Origin of the sequence: Corynebacterium sp. MSK074, assembly GCF_030229735.1 — a bacterium.
In the GTDB taxonomy this organism is placed as follows: Bacteria; Actinomycetota; Actinomycetes; order Mycobacteriales; family Mycobacteriaceae; genus Corynebacterium.
Genome location: NZ_JASPIX010000004.1, coordinates 16,136 through 33,957 on the forward strand (window position 1 = coordinate 16,136; position 17,822 = coordinate 33,957).

The following is a 17,822-nucleotide window of genomic DNA, read 5'->3' on the forward strand; positions in this document are numbered from 1 at the left end:
CCGTCACCTATATCTACCGCCGTGCGGCGCCGGTTATCCACAGATTTTTGGTTGAAACGACAACCAAACTAGGTCCACATGGTGACTTCTGGCGGGTTATCCACAGCACTGCTGCCGGAGCCTCGTTGCGGTTGCGCGAATGCTTCAAGCTATGAGGCATGAACGCACTACACCCTGATTCCGCCGTCATCGTCGTCGCCATTGGTGACGAAGCGCTGCGCGCCGAGGCCGTTCACGCCGCGGCTGCTACCAGCCACGATGTGCTGACTGTAACCGATCCCCGCGATATTCCGCGCAGCTTGCCTGGCGCCTATGCGGTGCTGGTTGATTCCCTCATGGCCCGCGTGGTGGCAGCAGCGCGGCGCACCGACACCGCGCCTGCGCCGGTGCTTTTCCTGGCCGCGGACCCCGGACCGATTGATTACGAGGCGGCGCTCGCCTGCCATGCGGAGAGCGCCTTTATCATCCCCGCCCAGGTGAAGGAGTTGCTGGCGAGCATTGCCGCTGCGGGCGCGCCGCAGGAAGCGCGGCCGGGCAGTGCGACCATCGCCGTGGTGGGCGCGAGCGGTGGGGTGGGCGCTTCGACCTTCGCGGCCGCGTTGGCCCGCACCCAATGCGCAGCTGACGGTCGCGCCCTGCTTATCGACGCCCACCCATACTCCGGCGGCCTCGACCTCCTGCTCGGTATAGAAGCGGAACCGGGGGCGCGCTGGCCGGAGCTTACCGTGGGCGATGGCAGTATCGATGCCGCCGATCTCTACCGCGCGCTGCCATCCACGCCTGATGGAGTAGCGGTGCTCTCGGCCGCGCGCAGCACCGTCGCGGATCCCTTCCGCTTGGACAAGGACCTGCTTGCGCGAGTGGTAGGGGCGGCCCATGCAGGCGAAGGGTTATGCGTGGTGGATTGCACCCCGGAGACCATCCCGGATGCCTGTACCCACGTGGTCATCGTGGTGGCCGCGGAAGTGCGCTCGGCCGCGTCGGCCGCGCAACTTCTGGTGCGTCTCGATGCTGCGCGGCGCAGATGCGTGGTGGTGCTGCGGCAACGCCAGTGGGCGTCGTTAAGCGCGGCAGAAGTAGAACGCATCGTCCACAGCACGGTGCTGGCAGAATTGCCGACGCTCCGGGGCCTCACCCGCGCGGTGGAAATCGGCGGCCTGCCGCAGCGCCTCCCCGCACCCTTGCGCAAGGCCGCCCGCGCGGTCCTCGAGGAGGTCGGCGTATGAGCGAGCATAAAGCAGCACAAGAAACGCTGGAAAAGATGCAGCGCATCATCGCCGCCGAGCCCGACGTGGTGCATGATGCGGCAGCCCTGGCCCGGCGCATTCGCGCAGAAGCAGGCGTGATTAGTGACGTCGCGGTGCTTGACCTGCTGCGCCGCCTGCGCCAAGACGCCACCGGGTTGGGACCGCTCGATGCGGTGCTTGGCCGCGAGGGTGTCACAGACGTCGTAGTCAACGGGCCACACGCGGTATTCATGGACCGCGGCGAAGGCCTTGAGCGCACCGATATCACCTTCCGCGATGATGCCGAGGTCCGCCAGCTGGCCAGCCGGCTTGCGGCAGCTTCAGGCACGCGCCTCGATGATGCGCAGCCCTTTGCCGATGGCCGCGTCACCCGCCCCGATGGTGTCGTGCTGCGCGTCCACGCCTTGCTAAGCCCGCCCGCGGTTGCCGGGACTTGCCTGAGCCTGCGCGTACTGCGCCAAGCGCAGACCACCCTGCCCCAGCTTGTAGACAATGGCACGCTGCCTGAAGACATCGCAGCACTGCTGCGCGCCGTGGTGGACAAGCGGATTTCCTTCCTAGTCATCGGCGGCACCGGTTCCGGCAAAACCACCCTGCTTTCCGCGCTTTTGGGAACCGTCTCCGAGCGCGAACGCATCCTCGTTATCGAGGACACCGCCGAGCTCTCCCCACACCACCCGCACTGCGTCAGCGTGGTCTCGCGCCGGGCTAACGCGGAGGGAAGCGGCGAGGTCACGATGTCACAACTGCTGCGCCAAGCGCTGCGCATGCGGCCGGACCGCATCGTGGTGGGCGAGATCCGCGGCCGCGAGGTGGTGGATCTCCTCGCTGCGCTCAACACCGGCCACGACGGAGGCGCCGGCACGCTGCACGCCAATTCCCTCTTTGAAGTACCAGCCCGCATGGAGGCTCTCGCCGCCCTCGGTGGCTTGGACCGTGCGGCGCTGCACTCGCAATTGGCTGCGGCTGTGCACATGGTGCTGACCATGGAGCGCACCCCACAGGGCCGCCGCCTCGCCCATATCGGCGTGCTCGAGGGAAACCCAGTGACTCCACGCATCATCTGGAGCGCCGAAGCTGGCCCGGCAGACGGCTTCGCGGAATTCTCCGCGCAGCTGCTGGGAGAGCATGCCGGAGAGGCCAGCCATGCTTAGCTACCTCATCCTTGCCGCTGCGCTGCTTATACCCGCGCCCTCGAGTGCCGGCCGCCTGGCCTCGGTCACGCGCCGGGTACAGACCAGCTCGGTGGTGATCTTAGGCGCAGTCTTTTGCGGCAGCCTGGTCTTCTACTCGGTGGGACGCATCAGCATTGCCATTGCCGCCGCCATTATCGCGTGGTGCGTGTCCTGGTACGTCAAAGACCTGGTGGCCGCGCGGGCGGAGCGGCGCGGCCGCGAGGGGCTGGCCGCTTACCTGGGCGTGGTCACCGCGGACCTGCGCGCAGGGGCGACCCTGGCTGGGGCGCTTGCCCGCGGCGTGGAGTCCCTTCCAGCCACCACCCCGCGCGAGGTATCCGCAGCACTAGAATCCACGGCCGCCCTCGCCGCGCGCGGTGCGCCGCCGCACATGGCGTTGATAGATGCGCAGGGCGGCAAGGCCCTGCCGGAACTTAACCGCCTAGGCCACCTATTAGAGCTGTCCACCTACCACGGTATCGCGGTGGCCAGCTTGCTCGACCAAGCGCAAAGCCGCCTCGACGCTTCCCGACGCCACCAGCAATCCACCTCCGCCAGCCTGCAAGGACCCCAGGCCACCGCCACGGTGCTCGCGTGCCTGCCCATAGCTGGCATCGCCATGGGAGGGGCCATGGGCGCCAACTCGCTCGGCTTCCTTTTAGGCGGCGGATTGGGTGGCATTCTCCTCGTGGTGGGCGTGGCGCTGGCCTGCTGCGGATTCGCCTGGTCGCGCGTCATTATCCGGAAGGCGGCCGCATGACCCCGCTCATCTTTATCGCCCTCGCCGCCCTCATTGGCCTGCCGCCGCACACCGCCCGCCTGGCACCTGCCAGCGCAACCGAGACCACCGCCAAGACCCCGCGCGATGGCCCGACCGCGCGCGGGGGACTGATAAGCAAGCTCAAGCCCGCAGCACCGCTGGATCCGTTGGCAGTAGCTGGCGACGTCGAACTTTTTGCAGCGTGCCTGGCCGCAGGGCTCTCCGCGCACGGCGCCACCACCGCGGTGGCCCGCACCGCGGATGCCCAGACCAAGGAACTGTGGGAGACCGTCGCTGCGCTACTCGGTGTGGGCGTTCCCGCGCAGTCCGCGTGGGGCCACATGAAGGGCCATGCGGGGCTGGAGGACTTAGCGCAGCTTGTCATCATGTCGGGCCAATCCGGCGCCACCATCGCGGCCGGATGCCACCGAATCTGTACTTCTTTGCGCGCGGAAGCATCCGCCCACGCCACAGCACAGGCGGAGCGCGCAGGAGTATTTATCGCCCTCCCGCTGGCGGTGTGCTTCCTGCCAGCATTCATCGTTCTAGGACTTGCGCCCGTAGTTATCAGTTTGGGCACACAACTTCTCTAAACCTCACATGAAAGGACACTAATCATGCACGCACTTCAGAAGTATTCCCAGCTCATCCGCAATGACGAGGGGATGAGCACCATTGAATATGCCATGGGTTCTCTGGCGGCCGCCGCGCTTGCCGGGGTGCTCTACATGGTCATCAACGGCGGCGGGGTGGTCGATGCCATCGAGGGCATCATTACCGACGCCCTCTCGAATACCCCGAGCTAGCGCCGCTCTCTCACCACGGCCGGCGGGCCCATCCTGCCGGCAGAAAGGAGGAATGATGCACAGGGTATTTGATGACGATGGCTCCGTGACCATCGAGGCCGCCTTGGCTTTAAGCTCCCTGGTCTTGGTCGCGGCGGGAATCGTGGGTGCCATTGCCACGCTGGCATCTTATATCGCCGCGGTGGATATGGCGGGCGCGGCCGCGCGTTCGCACGCCATCGGCGTCGAATACCATCCCCCGCGCGAGGATGCCCAGGTCAGCGTGGAAGAAAGCGGTGGGTTGGTGAGGGCGTCGGTAAGCGTCGATGCCCCCGTCGGCACCATGCGCTCCGAGGCGGTATTTCCAGCCGAGGTGGGCGGAAATGAGTAGGCCGAAGCGCTGCGGCGAGGAAGGCTATGCCACCATTGCCGCGGCCGGCATCATCGTCGCCATCGTGAGCCTGCTGCTTATCGTGGTGGCAGTGGGCTCGCGGGTGGCCGCGCGCCACGAGGCCCAAGTGGCGGCCGACCTCGCGGCGGTTGCCGGTGCCTGGGCCCTCGCTACGGGTGAAGATGCTTGTGCCGCCGCGCGCGATACCGCCGCGCTCAACGACGCCGCCTTAGAAACCTGCACCGAATCCGGCCGCGACGTCATCGTCACTGCCACGGTTCGTGGACGGTCCACTCAAGCGAAGGCCGGGCCGGTATGAGCTGGCAAGACGCAATAGCGCGGCTAGTCCTGCGTCATGGTGACCAGCGCACCCAGTAGCTTGATGGCGCCGTCCTTGCTCAGCGGATTGTTCCCGTTACCGCACTTGGGCGATTGCACGCACGACGGGCAACCGGCCTCGCACGGACAAGAGCGCACCGCCTCGAAGGTGGCCTCGATCCATTCGGGGAAGCGGCGAAAGCCCTCCTCTGCAAAACCGGCGCCGCCGGGGTGGCCGTCGTAGACAAAGACGGTAGGCAGCTGCGTATCGGGGTGCAACGCGGTGGACACGCCGCCAATGTCCCAGCGGTCGCAGGTGGCGATAAGCGGTAGCAGGCCGATCGCGGCGTGCTCGGCCGCGTGCAAGGTGCCGGGCGTATCGGAGGCGGTAACTCCCATCGCGGAAAGCGCCATCGGATCGATGGTGTAGGCCACCGCCCGGGTGACCAGGCGCTGTTCGGGGAGATCGAGGGGGATATCGTCGCCAATGGTGCCGTCGGCAAGCCGCACCTGGTAGCCGGTGACGCGGTCGGTGACCTCCACCTCTACGTCCGCCACCCATAGTCCTGGGGAGTAATTGACCAGGTTATCGGCCTCGCGCAGGATGCGGATATCCGTGGTGGAGCGCGGAGTCGTGGAATAGTCCGGGGCCTCGGGGCGGGCCAGCGCCAGGTAATCGCTGAGGATGAGCTCCTCGATGACAAAACTTTCGCCCTGGTGCAGGTACACCGCGCCGGGGTGGACTTGGCTGGTAGCGCGGGCGGCATCGATGGTGCCGAGCAGGCGGCCGTCGGAGGAATCTACGATCATGACTTCCTCGCCCGCCCCGCCGCGCAGCGAAACCGCGGTATGTGCCGTCTCCGGGGAGAGCTCTTCCGGCGTATGGGCAGGGATGGGCACGGCGAACCAGCCGCGCTCGCGGCGGCGCAGCAGGCCAGATTCAGCCAGCTGGTGAACCACATCCTGCGCGCCCCAGGCGGCAATCGTGGCATCATCCAGCGGCTTTTCCACCGCAGCGCAATAGACGTGGCCGAAGAGGATATACGGATTGGCCGGGTTGAAAACGCTGGCCTCCACGGGCCGACCCAGCAGTGCCTCCGGATGGTGGACCAGGTAGGTATCCATCGGCTCGTCGCGGGCGATGAGCACCACGAGCGAGCCTTGCCCGCGGCGGCCGGCGCGCCCTGCCTGTTGCCAAAAACTTGCGACGGTCCCCGGGAAACCGGCCGTGACCACGGCATCGAGCCCACCGACATCGATGCCCAGCTCGAGGGCGGAGGTGGTGGCGACGCCGAGCAAGGAGGCGTCATCAAGCGCGCGCTCCAACGTGCGGCGGTCCTCGGCCAAGTAACCGGCGCGGTAGGCGGCGATGCGCTGGGCAAAATCGGGCCGGCCGAGGCTACCGGAGAGAACCTCGGCCGCGCGCATGGCCACCACCTCGGCCGAGCGGCGCGAACGCACAAAGGTCATGGTGCGCGCGCCTTCTGCGATGAAGGAGGCCATCATCTCGGCCGCCTCGGTGGTGGCGGCGCGGCGCACCGGCGCCCCGTGCTCGCCCTCGGCCCCTTCGATAAAACCCGGTTCCCATAGCGCCACGGTGCGCGCGCCGGTGGGGGCGGTGTCCTCCGTAATCGCGCGGGCGGGTCGGCCGGTAAGGCGCTGCGCATGCCGGCCCGGGTCCTTCATGGTGGCCGAGGCATAAATAACCGTCGGCCGCGAGCCATAGTGCGCGCACAGGCGCAGCAGGCGCCGCAGCACCAGCGCTACGTTGGCGCCGAATACGCCCCGGTAGGAATGGCATTCATCGATGACGATGAACTCCAGGTGCCGCAGCAGCCGCGCCCACCGCGCGTGCGCCGCCAGCAGGGACATATGCACCATATCCGGATTGGAGAAAATGAACCGCGAATGATCGCGCACGCCCGCGCGGGATTCCTGCGGCGTATCGCCGTCATAGGGCGAGGGCACTACGTCCCTGAGCGCCGGAATGCCCCGGCACAGCTCGAGCACGGCCTGCAGCTGGTCCGAGCCCAGTGCCTTGGTGGGGGTGAGATAGAGCGCGCAGGTGGTTGGCTCCTGCGCTAGCCGGCTCAGGATGGGCAGCTGGTAGCCCAGGGACTTTCCCGAGGATGTGCCGGTAGAAATCACGGCATCCTCACCGGCCCAGGCGGCTTGCGCGAGCTCAGCCTGATGCCTATATAGCTTGCCGACGCCCCCATCTACCAGCTTCTCCTTTAATTCCGGCAGCACCCACTCGGGCCACTCGGCATACTGCGCGCGCTGCGGCGGCAGGGTGGTCTGAAATGTGAGAGTGGACTCATCGAGGCGGCGCTGGATGAACTCGAGGAGCTCTTCTCCCGGGGGATTATCCGTTTCCGGGTGAGCCAATTTCTACCCCCTCGTGAGTTAGGCCTATCGCTTTGGCGTGGAACGTGTCACACTGATATGAGGCCAATGATGTCTTGGTGCGGTGTTTACACTTTAAGGTACTGCTAAAGGACGCATTTACCGAACCCCTCGGCGCGGAATCGCCGCACCGCTAATCAAGAAAAGGACTGCACACCATGGCACAAGGAACCGTTAAGTGGTTTAACTCTGAAAAGGGCTACGGCTTCATCGAGCGTGCGGACGGCGAAGGCGATATCTTCGTCCACTACTCCGAGATCCAGGGCAGCGGCTTTCGCACCCTAGAAGAAAACCAGCAGGTCACGTTCGAGGTAGGCTCCGGCCCGAAGGGTGAGCAGGCCCAGTCCGTGTCCGTAGTTTAGGCGGCCGGCTCCCTCGCTCAGGCCTTCCCGCTTTGGCCTTCCTGTTAAGGCGTTTCGGCGTAGCCGCGGCGGGTATCCCACCACTCGGTGAACTTATTCTGCAGTTTCTGCAGGCCCACGCCGATGATGACGGCGGCGATGATGCTGACCACCACGGCCAGCACGGGCGAATTGGAAAAGGCCATGCCGCCCAAGTATCCAATGGCGAGTGCCTGGGCCGCCCAGAGCGCGACGCCAATGGTGTCGAAGAAAACAAAGACGATCCACGGGAAGCGCATGGACCCCAGCAGGATGGTCATAAACAGGCGCGCTGAAGGAATGAAGCGGGCAATAATAATGGCCGCACCGCCGCCGCGGCGCATATTGCGCTTGACCCAGTTGAGCCCCTCGTAGGCCTTCGATCCCTTAGGTACGCGCTGGAGCAGGGGCATGAAGCGCGTGCCCAGCAGGAAACAGAGATTATCGCCCATCATGGCGGCAATGAGCGCTACAAAAAACATGGTGGGCAGGTGTGGAAAGCCCTGGGAGCCGGACCAAGCGCCGGCCATATTGAGCGGGATTTCAGACGGCAGGACGGGGAAGAAGCAGTCACCGAAGATCAGCACGCCGACCAGCGGGTAGATCCACTCTGTGGACATGACGGTTTCGATCCACATAGTGATGGTGTCAACCATGAATCCTCCCCGGGCGTCGTCTTGGGTGTGCTATCGTGCCCCACAATGCTTTCACAGCTACTGGGCGTTCTAAGTAGGCCAGTATAGACCCGTTCCGTGGGGGTACATAGTGCCCCTGAAAACGGCCTTTTGGCAGTACCGCGTATATGGTGCGAGAAAGGAAATGCAGATCAACTGTGTACGCTAGGGGCGATTGCTGAAAGCGTGCATACCTTATTGTTCGCATCATCGAAAGGGATGAAGTCGAAGTGGCAGAAGCAGCCGGGCCGGGAAAGACCTTGGTGATCGTCGAGTCGGCGACGAAGGCGAAGAAGATTCAGCCTTACCTCGGAGATAACTACATCGTGGAGGCCTCCGTGGGCCATATCCGCGATCTTCCCCGCGGCGCTGCGGACGTGCCGGCTAAGTATAAGAAGGAATCCTGGGCGCGCCTCGGCGTGAACCCGGAGGATGACTTCGCCCCGCTGTATGTGGTGAGCCCCGATAAGAAGAAAAAGGTCGCGGACCTCAAGTCCAAGCTGAAGCAGTGCGATCAGCTCTACCTCGCAACAGACCCCGACCGCGAGGGCGAGGCCATCGCCTGGCACCTGCTAGAGGTGCTCAAGCCCAAGGTTCCGGTGCGCCGAATGGTCTTTAACGAGATCACCAAGTCCGCGATCCTAGAGGCCGCGGACAATACCCGCGATCTGGATTACAACCTTATCGACGCCCAGGAAACCCGCCGCATCCTCGACCGACTCTACGGCTATGAGGTCTCCCCGGTGCTGTGGAAGAAGGTCATGCCGCGGCTTTCTGCCGGCCGCGTGCAGTCGGTGGCCACCCGCGTCATCGTCGAGCGCGAGCGCGAGCGCATGGCGTTCATCCCTGCGGACTATTGGGACCTAGCCGCCACGCTAGATACCGGCGCTGCGGACGCGGACAACCCCGCTACTTTCGACGCCCGCCTCACGGCCGTCAATAGCAAGCGCGTGGCCTTGGGCCGCGACTTTGATGACCGCGGAAACGTCAAGAGCAAAGACGTCATCGTCATCACCGAGCCGCAGGCCAAGGCCTTGGAGTCTGCGCTCCAAGGCGCGGGCATGGAAGTCGCTGGGGTCGAACACAAGCCCTATACGCGCAAGCCCTATGCGCCGTTTATGACCTCGACGCTGCAGCAGGAGGCTGGCCGCCGCCTGCACTTTACCTCTGAGCGCACCATGCGCATTGCGCAGCGCCTGTACGAAAACGGCCACATTACTTATATGCGTACGGACTCCACCTCGCTGTCCAAGCAGGGCCTGTCCGCTGCGCGCAATTCCGCTACCAGCATCTATGGCGCAGAGTACGTCTCTGATTCCCCGCGCGTGTATGACCGCAAGGTGAAAAACTCCCAGGAGGCCCACGAGGCTATCCGCCCGGCCGGCGAGTCCTTCGCAACCCCGGGCCAGCTCTCCGGCCAATTGGATGCGGAGGAGTTTAAGCTCTATGACCTGATTTGGAAGCGCACCGTCGCCTCCCAGATGGCCGATGCCAAGGGAACCTCGATGAAGGTCACCGTGGCGGGCAATGCCACTACGGATAACGGCAGCTATGACGTGGAATTTTCCGCCACCGGCCGCACCATTACCTTCCCCGGCTTCCTGAAGGCCTACGGCGCGGACGACGCCAAGGGTGACAAGAAGGGCGAGACCCGCCTGCCGCACTTGGAGGAGGGCCGCGCCCTGACCGCCAAGGAGGTCTCCGCCGAGGGCCATTCCACCAACCCGCCGGCGCGCTATACCGAAGCCAGCCTGGTCAAGAAGATGGAGGACCTGGGCATCGGTCGCCCGTCCACCTACGCGTCCATCATCAAGACCATCCAGGACCGCGGCTATGTGGTCTCGCGCGGCAATGCGTTGGTGCCCTCCTGGGTTGCCTTCGCCGTCGTGGGCCTGCTGGAGGAGAACTTCACCGAGCTGGTGGATTATGACTTCACCTCTTCCATGGAAGACGAGCTAGACCAGATTGCCACCGGTATCGAGGACGGCACCGCTTGGCTCAATGGTTTTTACTTTGGCAACGCCGAGGCCAACGAGCAGAAGGCAGCTTCCATTGCCCGTCACGGCGGCTTGAAGTCGCTTATCGACGTCAACCTGGAAGCCATAGACGCCCGCAAGGTCAACTCGCTACTGCTTTATACCGACACCGAGGGCCGCGACGTCTTCGTCCGCGTGGGCCGCTACGGCCCGTATATCGAGCGCGCCGTTGGTACCAACGATGACGGAAGCATCGAGTATCAGCGCGCTAACCTATCCGAAACCGTCACCCCGGACGGCCTGAACGAGGAGCTGGCGGAAAAGCTCTTCGCCACTCCGCAGGGCGGCCGCGAGCTGGGCGAGAACCCGGAAAACGGCCGCATGATTGTGGCCAAGGAGGGCCGCTTCGGACCGTACGTTACCGAGGTTGTCCGCGAGGATGAGCGGGAGAAGGCCGAGGGTGAGGCCGAGGAGGTCGTCGCCAAGGAGCGTGCCGAGGAAGACAAGCAGCGCGCCGAGGAAGGCAAGCGCGCCAAGAATTGGGAAACCAAGACGGCCGCAAAGCAGAAGGAAAAGCGCGTCAAGGAGTACATCGAGAACAAGCTCAAGCCGGGTACGGCTTCGCTGTTTAGCTCCATGGAACCCTCCACCGTGACTTTGGAGGAGGCCCTCAAGCTGCTTTCCCTGCCGCGCGAGGTGGGCGAGGACGACGGCGTGATGATCACCGCGCAGAACGGCCGCTATGGCCCGTATCTGAAGAAGGGTACCGATTCGCGCTCGCTGGCTAAGGAAGAGCAGATCTTCACCATCACCTTGGACGAGGCCCGCCGCATCTACGCCGAGCCGAAGCGTCGCGGCCGCGCTGCGGCCCAGCCGCCGATTAAGCAGCTGGGCGATAACGACGTCTCCGGCAAGCCCATGACCGTCAAGGACGGCCGCTTCGGACCCTATGTCACCGACGGCACCACCAATGCCTCCCTGCGCCGCGGCGATGACCCGGAGCAGCTTACCGACGCCCGCGCGAACGAACTCCTTTCCGAGCGCCGCGCCAAGGAAGCTTCCGGCGAGACCAAGAAGAAGTCCACCAAGAAGTCCTCTAAGAAGACGACGAAGAAAAAGGCAACCAAGAAGGCCACCAAAAAGTCCACGAAGAAGGCTGGCAAGAAGGCAACTAAGAAGCCTTCGCCCGGCACGAAAAACGTGGTAAAGGCCGGCTCGCGCAAGAAGTAACCGCGTAAGGTGGCGGGCATGAACGATTTTCTTGCCCGCACCCAAGAAGGCGCCGCGGCCCTGTGGCGCGCCGTCACCGATATCAGCGCGCGGCCGGAGGTTTTGGCCGCGGTTCGCGAAGAACCCGCCGTAGGCGCCGGAGTTGTAGCCGGAGCCATTGGCCAAGTGGAAAAGGCCCGCCGGCTGACTCGGCCTTCGGCGCTCGGCGTGGCGGCCGTAACGGCGAACCATGCCGCCTATGCGTGGAGCCTCTATCGCCGCGGCGCGCGCAATGATGCCCTGGGCTGGGGCCTGCGCGCGGCCGCATGGGGCGCGGGCGTTGCCGCCACTCGCACACAGCCGACGGCCGCAGCCGTCGCGGTGGGCGGCGCGGCGGTGCTCACGACCTCGGCTTTGGCGGGAGACCCAGCGCTGCGCACCGATGCTGGCAAGGGCATGAGCCACGGCGCCAACCTGCTCGTTGTGGCCGAGGGGCTGACGGCCCTGCGCGCGGGGCTCGCGCAGCGATATCGCGGTAAGCGGAAGCAGGGGGCGCGCCTAGTGGGCGCGGCCGAGGCGGGCGCCCTAGTTGTCGGCCACCTGCTGCTCCTTGATGGCCTGCGCCGCACCCGGTAACTGCGGCTGCATCGTCGGGCCGTAGGACAGGCGGCGGTGCACGGCCTCAAAAGGTCCGCGGCGGTCGAAGACTTCCAGCACGCAGGCCCCGATAAGCGTGGCCAGCCACACCGCGAAGGCCAGCGCGGCTTGGCCAAAGGCGCCCAGTTCGTGGCCGAAGTTCAGCGTGAATGGGTGCACGAGGAAGAAAAAGAGAATGGACTGCCCTACGTAGCCGCTCATGGAGCGCTTGCCCAGCGCCGCAAAGGGCCACAGCACTGCGGGCAGTGGCGCGCCGGCCGAAAGCCGCTCCTGCACCGGCTGCAGTAGCAGCGCGAGCCCGGCCAGGATGCCAGGCCCGGTAAAGACTCCGATGAAAGCGTTGGCATTATTGGCCGCATTGGCCCAGCGTTGCTCGATGACCCCCAGCGTGCTCAAAGACCATAAGGTACCGATTACGACGGTGATGGCCACCGCAATGGCGACCCAGCGTAGGAGGGTGGGGCGGTGAGAGGGGACGTCGGCAAGCACGCCCTGGCGCGCCCACACAAAGCCCACCAGCATGACGGGCAGGTACATCAGCACAATGATTGGCGTGGCAATGGCCTGGCTGCCGAGGGTAATAAGCTGGCTAAGCAGCAGATCGGGGTAGGACTCGATGGTGCCAATGCCCTCCGTGGCCACCACGCCGCTGGGATCCGCAGCACCGGAAATGAAGGCTACCACCCCGCCCAGTGCGCACAGTGCGAACAAAATATAAGCAACGAGCATGAGGGTAGAATCCCGCTTGCGCAGCAGGAAGGCGATGATAATTCCGGCCACGCCATAGAAGAACATAATGTCGCCCCAAAACAGCAGCACCAAGTGCACTGCGCCCATCGCGGCCAAGAAGGCATAGCGCTTGGCGATGACCCCGCGTGCCGCCCGCACCGGAAACCCGCGCCGCCACAGACTCATCGCAATGAGTCCCACGCCAAAGCCGAGCAGGGTAGAGAACATGGGCAGTCCGCGGTTGTGGACAAAGAAGGCGCCAAAGACGACGGCCGCCTTATCCCACGCGCTGCCATCGATGATGCCGCCGAAATAGCTGCCCGGCCGGTCGGTGGTGATGATCCATGCCGTGGTCATATTGGCCATGGCGATGCCTAGAAGGGCCATGCCGCGCGCCACATCGGGCACGATCATGCGGGGCCGGGAAGCTGAGCTCACTGAAAACCTCGTTATACCTCGGAACGTTCTGCCAGGGTAGCGCGGATAGGGCGAGCCAGCTGGGTCATGCGGTGACGCCCGCGCAGCTCAATGGATTTCATCATAGTCCAGCGGGCCTGCTCGGCCTCATTGGCGGTCTTGAGCGTGGCGGCGTTGGTAAGCACCTGGCCCGGGGTGTCCTTGGCCAGCTCGGTTAGGCGCGCAGCCTCGTTCACGGCGTCACCGATGACGGTGTATTCGAAGCGATCCGCGCCGCCGATGTGCCCGGCGACGACGTGCCCCGCCGCCACGCCGATGCCCGCCTGCAGCTCCAGCCCGCGCAACTCGCCGCGCAGCTCGCGGGCGGCCTGCAGGGCCATGGAAGCGGAATCATAAACGTTGAGCGGCGCGCCGAAGACAGCCAGCGCGGCATCACCCTGGAACTTATTAATGATGCCCTTGTTGCGGTGCACCACCTCGACGACGTGCTCGAAGAACTTATTGAGCTCCTCCACTACCTCCTCGGGGGAGTGGTTGACGGCGAAGGTAGTAGAACCGATGACGTCAATGAAGAGCACCGCGACCTTGCGGTCCTCGCCGCCCAACTCGGGGCGCTCCTCTAGGGCGCGCTGCGCCACCTCGGCGCCGACGTAGCGGCCGAAGATATCGCGCACGCGCTGGCGCTCGCGCAGGCCACGCATCATCTCGTTGAAACCGGCCTGCAGTACGCCCAGCTCGGACCCGTCATAGATATCGACCTCGGCATTGTTCTCGCCGCGGCGCACCCGGTTAATGGCGTCCTGCAGCTCCACAATCGGGTCCACCACGCTCATCACCGCGAAGCTAGTACCGATAAACCCGGTGGCCAGGGCGGTAAGTGCCAGGGCCGTGATGGCGGGAACCAGGTCTCCTGCGGTGCCGGAGAAGAGCCCGGTGCTCTGGGCGATGAGCACCAGCAAGATGCCGACCAGCGGCACGCCGGAGGTCATCAGCCAGGCCGAAATGAGGCGGTACTTGATGGGCGGCTCCAGGGTGGCATCCTCGAAGCGGCGTGCCACCGCCTGGGCGGCCACCGGGCGCACGAGGCGTTCTGCCTGCAGGTAGGTCAAGATGACCACTACGAGGCCGGCCAGGGTGGCGGACACGCCTACGACGAGCCCGAGGCTGCCGGATTCCCGGCCGGAAATCACCACGGCCAGGATGATGCCGATGAGCCACACCGCGGCCGCCACCACGGATTGGTAGACGGGGATGCGCATGACCAAGTTGCGCACCATATTCGGATCGTGCTCGTCCGGGTTGCGCTGCCAGTCCAGCACCGGGCGGAAAAGCAGCAGGGTGACGGCGATGCCGATGACTACGGCAAAGATGAGGTACACCGCGGCGACGCCCATCAGGCTGGGCAGCTCGGCGGCAAAATCCTTAATCTCCGGCATCGGTAGGAAATAAAGGACAAAGGTCATGATGGCGATGGCACCGATGAGGTTCGCACCAAGGACTAAGGCGGCGTAGACCGGCCATTGGGTACCCATGAGCCATCGTGCGCCGCGCAGTAGTCTGTTCATGCTTTCATACTTTAGTAAGACCAGTAGGCTAGGGCGAGTGAATACCGGAAGCGTTGCGCAAAGATTGGCAGATACCCCAGGTGTGGCCCGTACCATCCTGGGCGCCGCTCGGGCGGCCAGGGGGATGCCGGGGGCAGACCCGCGGGCGATGAGCCATTCCTGGCTATTTACCGGCCCGCCGGGCTCCGGCCGTTCCTTGGCCGCCATCGATTTTGCGGCCGCGCTCATGTGCACGGACCCGGAGGAGCCGGGCTGCGGCCGGTGCGAGGCCTGCCGCGCGGTGCTGGAGACCAAACAGCACACCGATTTGGTCCTCGTGGATCCGCAGGAGGTCATCATTCCCGTGGATACGGTGCGCGAGGTCATCGGCCGCGCGGCGAGCCTGCCCACGGTGGCGCCTTGGCGCGTGGTGATCTTCAATAATGCCGACCGCCTGAACAATAACGGCGCGAATGCCCTGCTCAAGACGGTGGAGGAGCCGCCGGCGCGCACCGTGATTATCATGTGCGCTCCTTCCGACGCCCCCGAGGACTTCTCCCAAACCCTCCGCTCGCGCTGCCGCCACCTCTACATCCCCTCCCCGTCGGTGGAGAGCATTACCGCCCAGTTGGTCAGCGAGGGCGCCTCGGATCACGACGCCCACTTGGCCGCCCTTACCTCCCTCCGCCACGTCGGCAGGGCGCGGCGCCTAGTCAACGATCCGGCCGTGCAAAAGCGCCGCGCGGTGGCCATCAACCTGGCAGAAGAGGTCTTCCACGGCTCTCAGGGCTTCCAAGCGGTGACCTCGCTGCTGAAGATGGTGGACGCGGAGGCGAAGGACTCGCACAAGGAACAAGAAGAGGCCGAGCTGGCGAAGTTGGAACAGACCCTCGGCGTCGGTGCGAAGGGCAAAGGCGCGGCCAAGGCGCAGCGCGACGCCCGCTCCGCCATCAAGGAACTGCAGGACCAGCACAAAAAGCGGGCGAAGCGCCGGGTGATCGACAACCTGGACCTTGTGCTTGTTGATCTCTCCGGCGTCTACCGCGATGCACTCATGCAGAAGGTGGGCGCGCAGGTGGATCTCACCCACCCGGACTTCGCTGGACTTTCTGGCGAGATCGCGCAGCGCGTGAGCGAGGAAGGCCTGCTGGACTGCCAGGCGGCCATTACGCTGTGCCGCGAGCAGCTGACCCAAAACGTCGGCACGCAGATTGCCTTCGACGGGTTGGTGGGCCGCCTGCGCCGTGCGTGCCTGTAGGCGGGGCCCGATTTCTATTCCGCGGCGCCCCTAGGTTAAACTCTCTCTTGCTGCACTGGCGCATGCCAAGCAGCGCGCCGCCTTAGCTCAGTCGGTAGAGCATTTCACTCGTAATGAAAAGGTCGCGAGTTCGATTCTCGCAGGCGGCTCCACAGAGGCCGCAGGTGTATAGCCTGCGGCCTTTCGCGGTTTTGGGGAAAGCGCGTTGTGGCGGCGGCGCGCTAAGCCCCGCCGTGGTTATTAAGCAGGCGCGGGACCACCTTGCCGGTAGCGTTGCGCGGGAGCTTGGCCAGGAAGTGCACGTCGCGCGGAACGGAGTGATCGGCAAGCTTGGTGCGGACCCAGTCGCGGATGGCGTCGGCGGTGAGGGCCTTTCCAGCGGCGTCGGCAGTAGGCACCGCCCACACGGCGATGCGCTGGAAAGTCTCGCTATCCTTTACGCCACCGGCGTGGACCTCGTGGATGCCGGGCATGGCCTCGAGGACCTCGGTGACGGACTGCGGGTGGACGTTTTCGCCGCCGACGATGATCATGTCATCGGCGCGGCCGACCACGTGCAGGAAGTCGTGCTCGTCAATGTAGCCCAAATCGCCGATGGAGATGAGCCCGTCCACCTTATTGAGCCGCAGGTTCGGGTTGGTATAGCCGGTCATCGCGGTGGAGTTGGTCAGGTAGATCTCTCCCACCTCGCCGCGCGGAACCGGGTGGCCCTCCTTATCGAGGATGCGCAGCTTCGTGCCTGAGGCCACGCGCCCGGCGATGGTGGGGTTGGCGGCCACCTGGTCCATGGTGGCGGTCGTTGCCAGTGCGAGCTCGGTGGATCCGTACACGTTGCACAGGATGGCGCCGAAGCGCTCATTGGTCTCCTTGACCACCTCCGGGGTCAGCGCATTGCCGGCCGAGGCAATGAATTTCAGGCTCGAGGTATCGAACTCGCCGGCCGGGTCCCGCTCCACCAAGCGCTTAAAGAAGATGGGGGAGGAAATCATGCCATCGAGGCGGTAGCGCTGGACGTCGTCAAGCACCTGCTCCGCGTCGAATACGCGGCGGGTGACGATGGTATTGCGCAGGCCAAGGGCAATATTGATGCAGGCCCAGCCCCAGGTATGAAAAATGGAGGCGGTGAGCTGCAGGCGCTGGTCGGCGCGCCACGGAATCGTATCCACGATGGAGGCCAGCACCACCGGCAGGGTTGGCTCCGGTCGTACAATGCCCTTCGGAATGCCCGTGGTGCCGGAGGACATGAGCACGATTGGGCCGTGCTTGGGGAAGCGCGGCAGCTCCACGGCCGGCGGGTTCTTCACAATTTTATCGAGCTTTGGCAGATCGCTTGCGCCCGTGTCGTGCGCGATGATGACCGGGATATCGGTGTCCACGCGGTCGATAAACTCATCATCTACGACGAGCACGTTGATGCCGTTTTCTTCAATGCAGCCGGCCAGCTGTTCTGGGGAGGAACCCACGTTGAGCAGGTAAATAGAAGCGCCCACATAGCCCTTGGCGCCGAGCGGAATGATGATGCCGCGGCCGTTGCGTGCCATGACGCCGAGGCGAATCTCGGGCAGGTCCAGCGAGCGGAGGTAGCGGGCGAATCCCTGCGTGTGGGTGCGCAGCTGGCGGTAGGTGAGGGTGCCGTCGTCGTCGATAAGCGCCAAGCGCTCCGGGCAGGCGAGGTAGCCTTGTTCGATCTCGCGCGCGGTGGTGAAGCGGTAGCGGGCCAGGTTCGGCAGCAGATTGAGCTGGGCCTTCGCGCCGCCTTGGTGGCTGACGAGTCCGGCGTTAAGAAGCGCCGGCACGAACCGGCCGAGGGCTGCAGCGTGGAATGTGAAATCAGAAAAATTCACGATCGGGAAAGCTCCAAATTAGCGAAGATAACGAAAAGATAACCATGGACGA

General features: G+C 64.8%; 16 protein-coding genes and 1 tRNA gene. 12 read left to right on the forward strand and 5 right to left on the reverse strand.

The window, feature by feature from the left end; all coding sequences use genetic code 11:
• Nucleotides 1-158 precede the first annotated feature (158 nt).
• The 7 genes from ssd to QP965_RS05095 are packed head-to-tail and all read left to right on the forward strand — an operon-like array spanning nucleotide 159 to nucleotide 4,677.
• On the forward strand, nucleotides 159-1,226 hold the full coding sequence (gene ssd / locus QP965_RS05065; protein ID WP_284815670.1) for a septum site-determining protein Ssd: 1,068 nt from the start codon (nucleotides 159-161) through the stop codon (nucleotides 1,224-1,226).
• A complete protein-coding gene (locus QP965_RS05070; RefSeq protein ID WP_284815668.1) occupies nucleotides 1,223-2,401 on the forward strand; it encodes a TadA family conjugal transfer-associated ATPase in 1,179 nt (392 codons plus the stop codon). Before ssd ends, QP965_RS05070 begins: the two co-directional genes overlap by 4 nt.
• Nucleotides 2,394-3,182, forward strand: coding sequence for a type II secretion protein F (locus QP965_RS05075; RefSeq protein ID WP_239278487.1), 789 nt, complete (start codon nucleotides 2,394-2,396; stop codon nucleotides 3,180-3,182). Before QP965_RS05070 ends, QP965_RS05075 begins: the two co-directional genes overlap by 8 nt.
• Complete coding sequence (locus QP965_RS05080; RefSeq protein WP_284844298.1) at nucleotides 3,179-3,775, forward strand: type II secretion system F family protein; 597 nt, start codon at nucleotides 3,179-3,181, stop codon at nucleotides 3,773-3,775. The genes QP965_RS05075 and QP965_RS05080 overlap by 4 nt, the downstream gene beginning before the upstream one ends.
• Before the next feature lie 24 nt (nucleotides 3,776-3,799).
• Nucleotides 3,800-3,988 carry a DUF4244 domain-containing protein gene (locus QP965_RS05085; RefSeq protein ID WP_198492408.1) on the forward strand — a complete coding sequence of 63 codons (189 nt, stop codon included), beginning with the start codon at nucleotides 3,800-3,802 and terminating at the stop codon, nucleotides 3,986-3,988.
• A gap of 55 nt (nucleotides 3,989-4,043) precedes the next feature.
• Nucleotides 4,044-4,358, forward strand: coding sequence for a hypothetical protein (locus tag QP965_RS05090; protein WP_005323101.1), 315 nt, complete (start codon nucleotides 4,044-4,046; stop codon nucleotides 4,356-4,358).
• Nucleotides 4,351-4,677 carry an Rv3654c family TadE-like protein gene (locus tag QP965_RS05095; RefSeq protein ID WP_284844299.1) on the forward strand — a complete coding sequence of 109 codons (327 nt, stop codon included), beginning with the start codon at nucleotides 4,351-4,353 and terminating at the stop codon, nucleotides 4,675-4,677. The genes QP965_RS05090 and QP965_RS05095 overlap by 8 nt, the downstream gene beginning before the upstream one ends.
• Before the next feature lie 23 nt (nucleotides 4,678-4,700).
• On the opposite strand, the gene QP965_RS05100 is transcribed toward QP965_RS05095, so the two are convergent.
• Nucleotides 4,701-7,064 (reverse strand): Zn-binding domain-containing protein, encoded by a 2,364-nt coding sequence (locus QP965_RS05100; RefSeq protein WP_284844300.1) that lies wholly within the window; start codon nucleotides 7,062-7,064, stop codon nucleotides 4,701-4,703.
• 176 nt (nucleotides 7,065-7,240) lie between these two features.
• Here QP965_RS05100 and QP965_RS05105 point away from each other — a divergent pair, with 176 nt between their 5' ends.
• A complete protein-coding gene (locus QP965_RS05105; protein WP_204610420.1) occupies nucleotides 7,241-7,444 on the forward strand; it encodes a cold-shock protein in 204 nt (67 codons plus the stop codon).
• A gap of 44 nt (nucleotides 7,445-7,488) precedes the next feature.
• Here the strand turns inward: QP965_RS05105 and QP965_RS05110 are convergent, their stop codons facing one another.
• The gene (locus tag QP965_RS05110) at nucleotides 7,489-8,118 is read right to left on the reverse strand and encodes a DedA family protein (protein WP_200435935.1); all 630 of its coding nucleotides are present in this window, start codon (nucleotides 8,116-8,118) and stop codon (nucleotides 7,489-7,491) included.
• A 248-nt stretch (nucleotides 8,119-8,366) separates the two neighbouring features.
• Between QP965_RS05110 and topA the strand changes: the two genes are divergently transcribed.
• Entirely contained in the window at nucleotides 8,367-11,342 is a 2,976-nt protein-coding gene (gene topA / locus QP965_RS05115; protein ID WP_284844301.1) for a type I DNA topoisomerase, read from the forward strand.
• 18 nt (nucleotides 11,343-11,360) lie between these two features.
• Nucleotides 11,361-11,957 carry a hypothetical protein gene (locus QP965_RS05120; RefSeq protein WP_284844302.1) on the forward strand — a complete coding sequence of 199 codons (597 nt, stop codon included), beginning with the start codon at nucleotides 11,361-11,363 and terminating at the stop codon, nucleotides 11,955-11,957.
• Here QP965_RS05120 and QP965_RS05125 read toward each other — a convergent pair.
• Both QP965_RS05125 and QP965_RS05130 read right to left on the reverse strand, forming a co-directional pair.
• On the reverse strand, nucleotides 11,907-13,145 hold the full coding sequence (locus QP965_RS05125) for a DUF418 domain-containing protein (RefSeq protein ID WP_284844303.1): 1,239 nt from the start codon (nucleotides 13,143-13,145) through the stop codon (nucleotides 11,907-11,909). The genes QP965_RS05120 and QP965_RS05125 overlap by 51 nt on opposite strands.
• An 11-nt stretch (nucleotides 13,146-13,156) precedes the next feature.
• Nucleotides 13,157-14,689 (reverse strand): adenylate/guanylate cyclase domain-containing protein, encoded by a 1,533-nt coding sequence (locus tag QP965_RS05130; RefSeq protein ID WP_284844304.1) that lies wholly within the window; start codon nucleotides 14,687-14,689, stop codon nucleotides 13,157-13,159.
• Between QP965_RS05130 and QP965_RS05135 the strand changes: the two genes are divergently transcribed.
• Together QP965_RS05135 and QP965_RS05140 are read left to right on the forward strand one after the other, a co-directional pair.
• Nucleotides 14,688-15,926, forward strand: a complete 1,239-nt coding sequence (locus QP965_RS05135) for a DNA polymerase III subunit delta' (RefSeq protein ID WP_284844305.1) — start codon at nucleotides 14,688-14,690, stop codon at nucleotides 15,924-15,926. The genes QP965_RS05130 and QP965_RS05135 overlap by 2 nt on opposite strands.
• A gap of 76 nt (nucleotides 15,927-16,002) precedes the next feature.
• Nucleotides 16,003-16,078: transfer RNA gene (locus QP965_RS05140), tRNA-Thr, on the forward strand.
• Between the two features lie 69 nt (nucleotides 16,079-16,147).
• Here QP965_RS05140 and QP965_RS05145 read toward each other — a convergent pair.
• Complete coding sequence (locus tag QP965_RS05145) at nucleotides 16,148-17,770, reverse strand: AMP-binding protein (protein WP_284844306.1); 1,623 nt, start codon at nucleotides 17,768-17,770, stop codon at nucleotides 16,148-16,150.
• Nucleotides 17,771-17,822 lie beyond the last annotated feature (52 nt).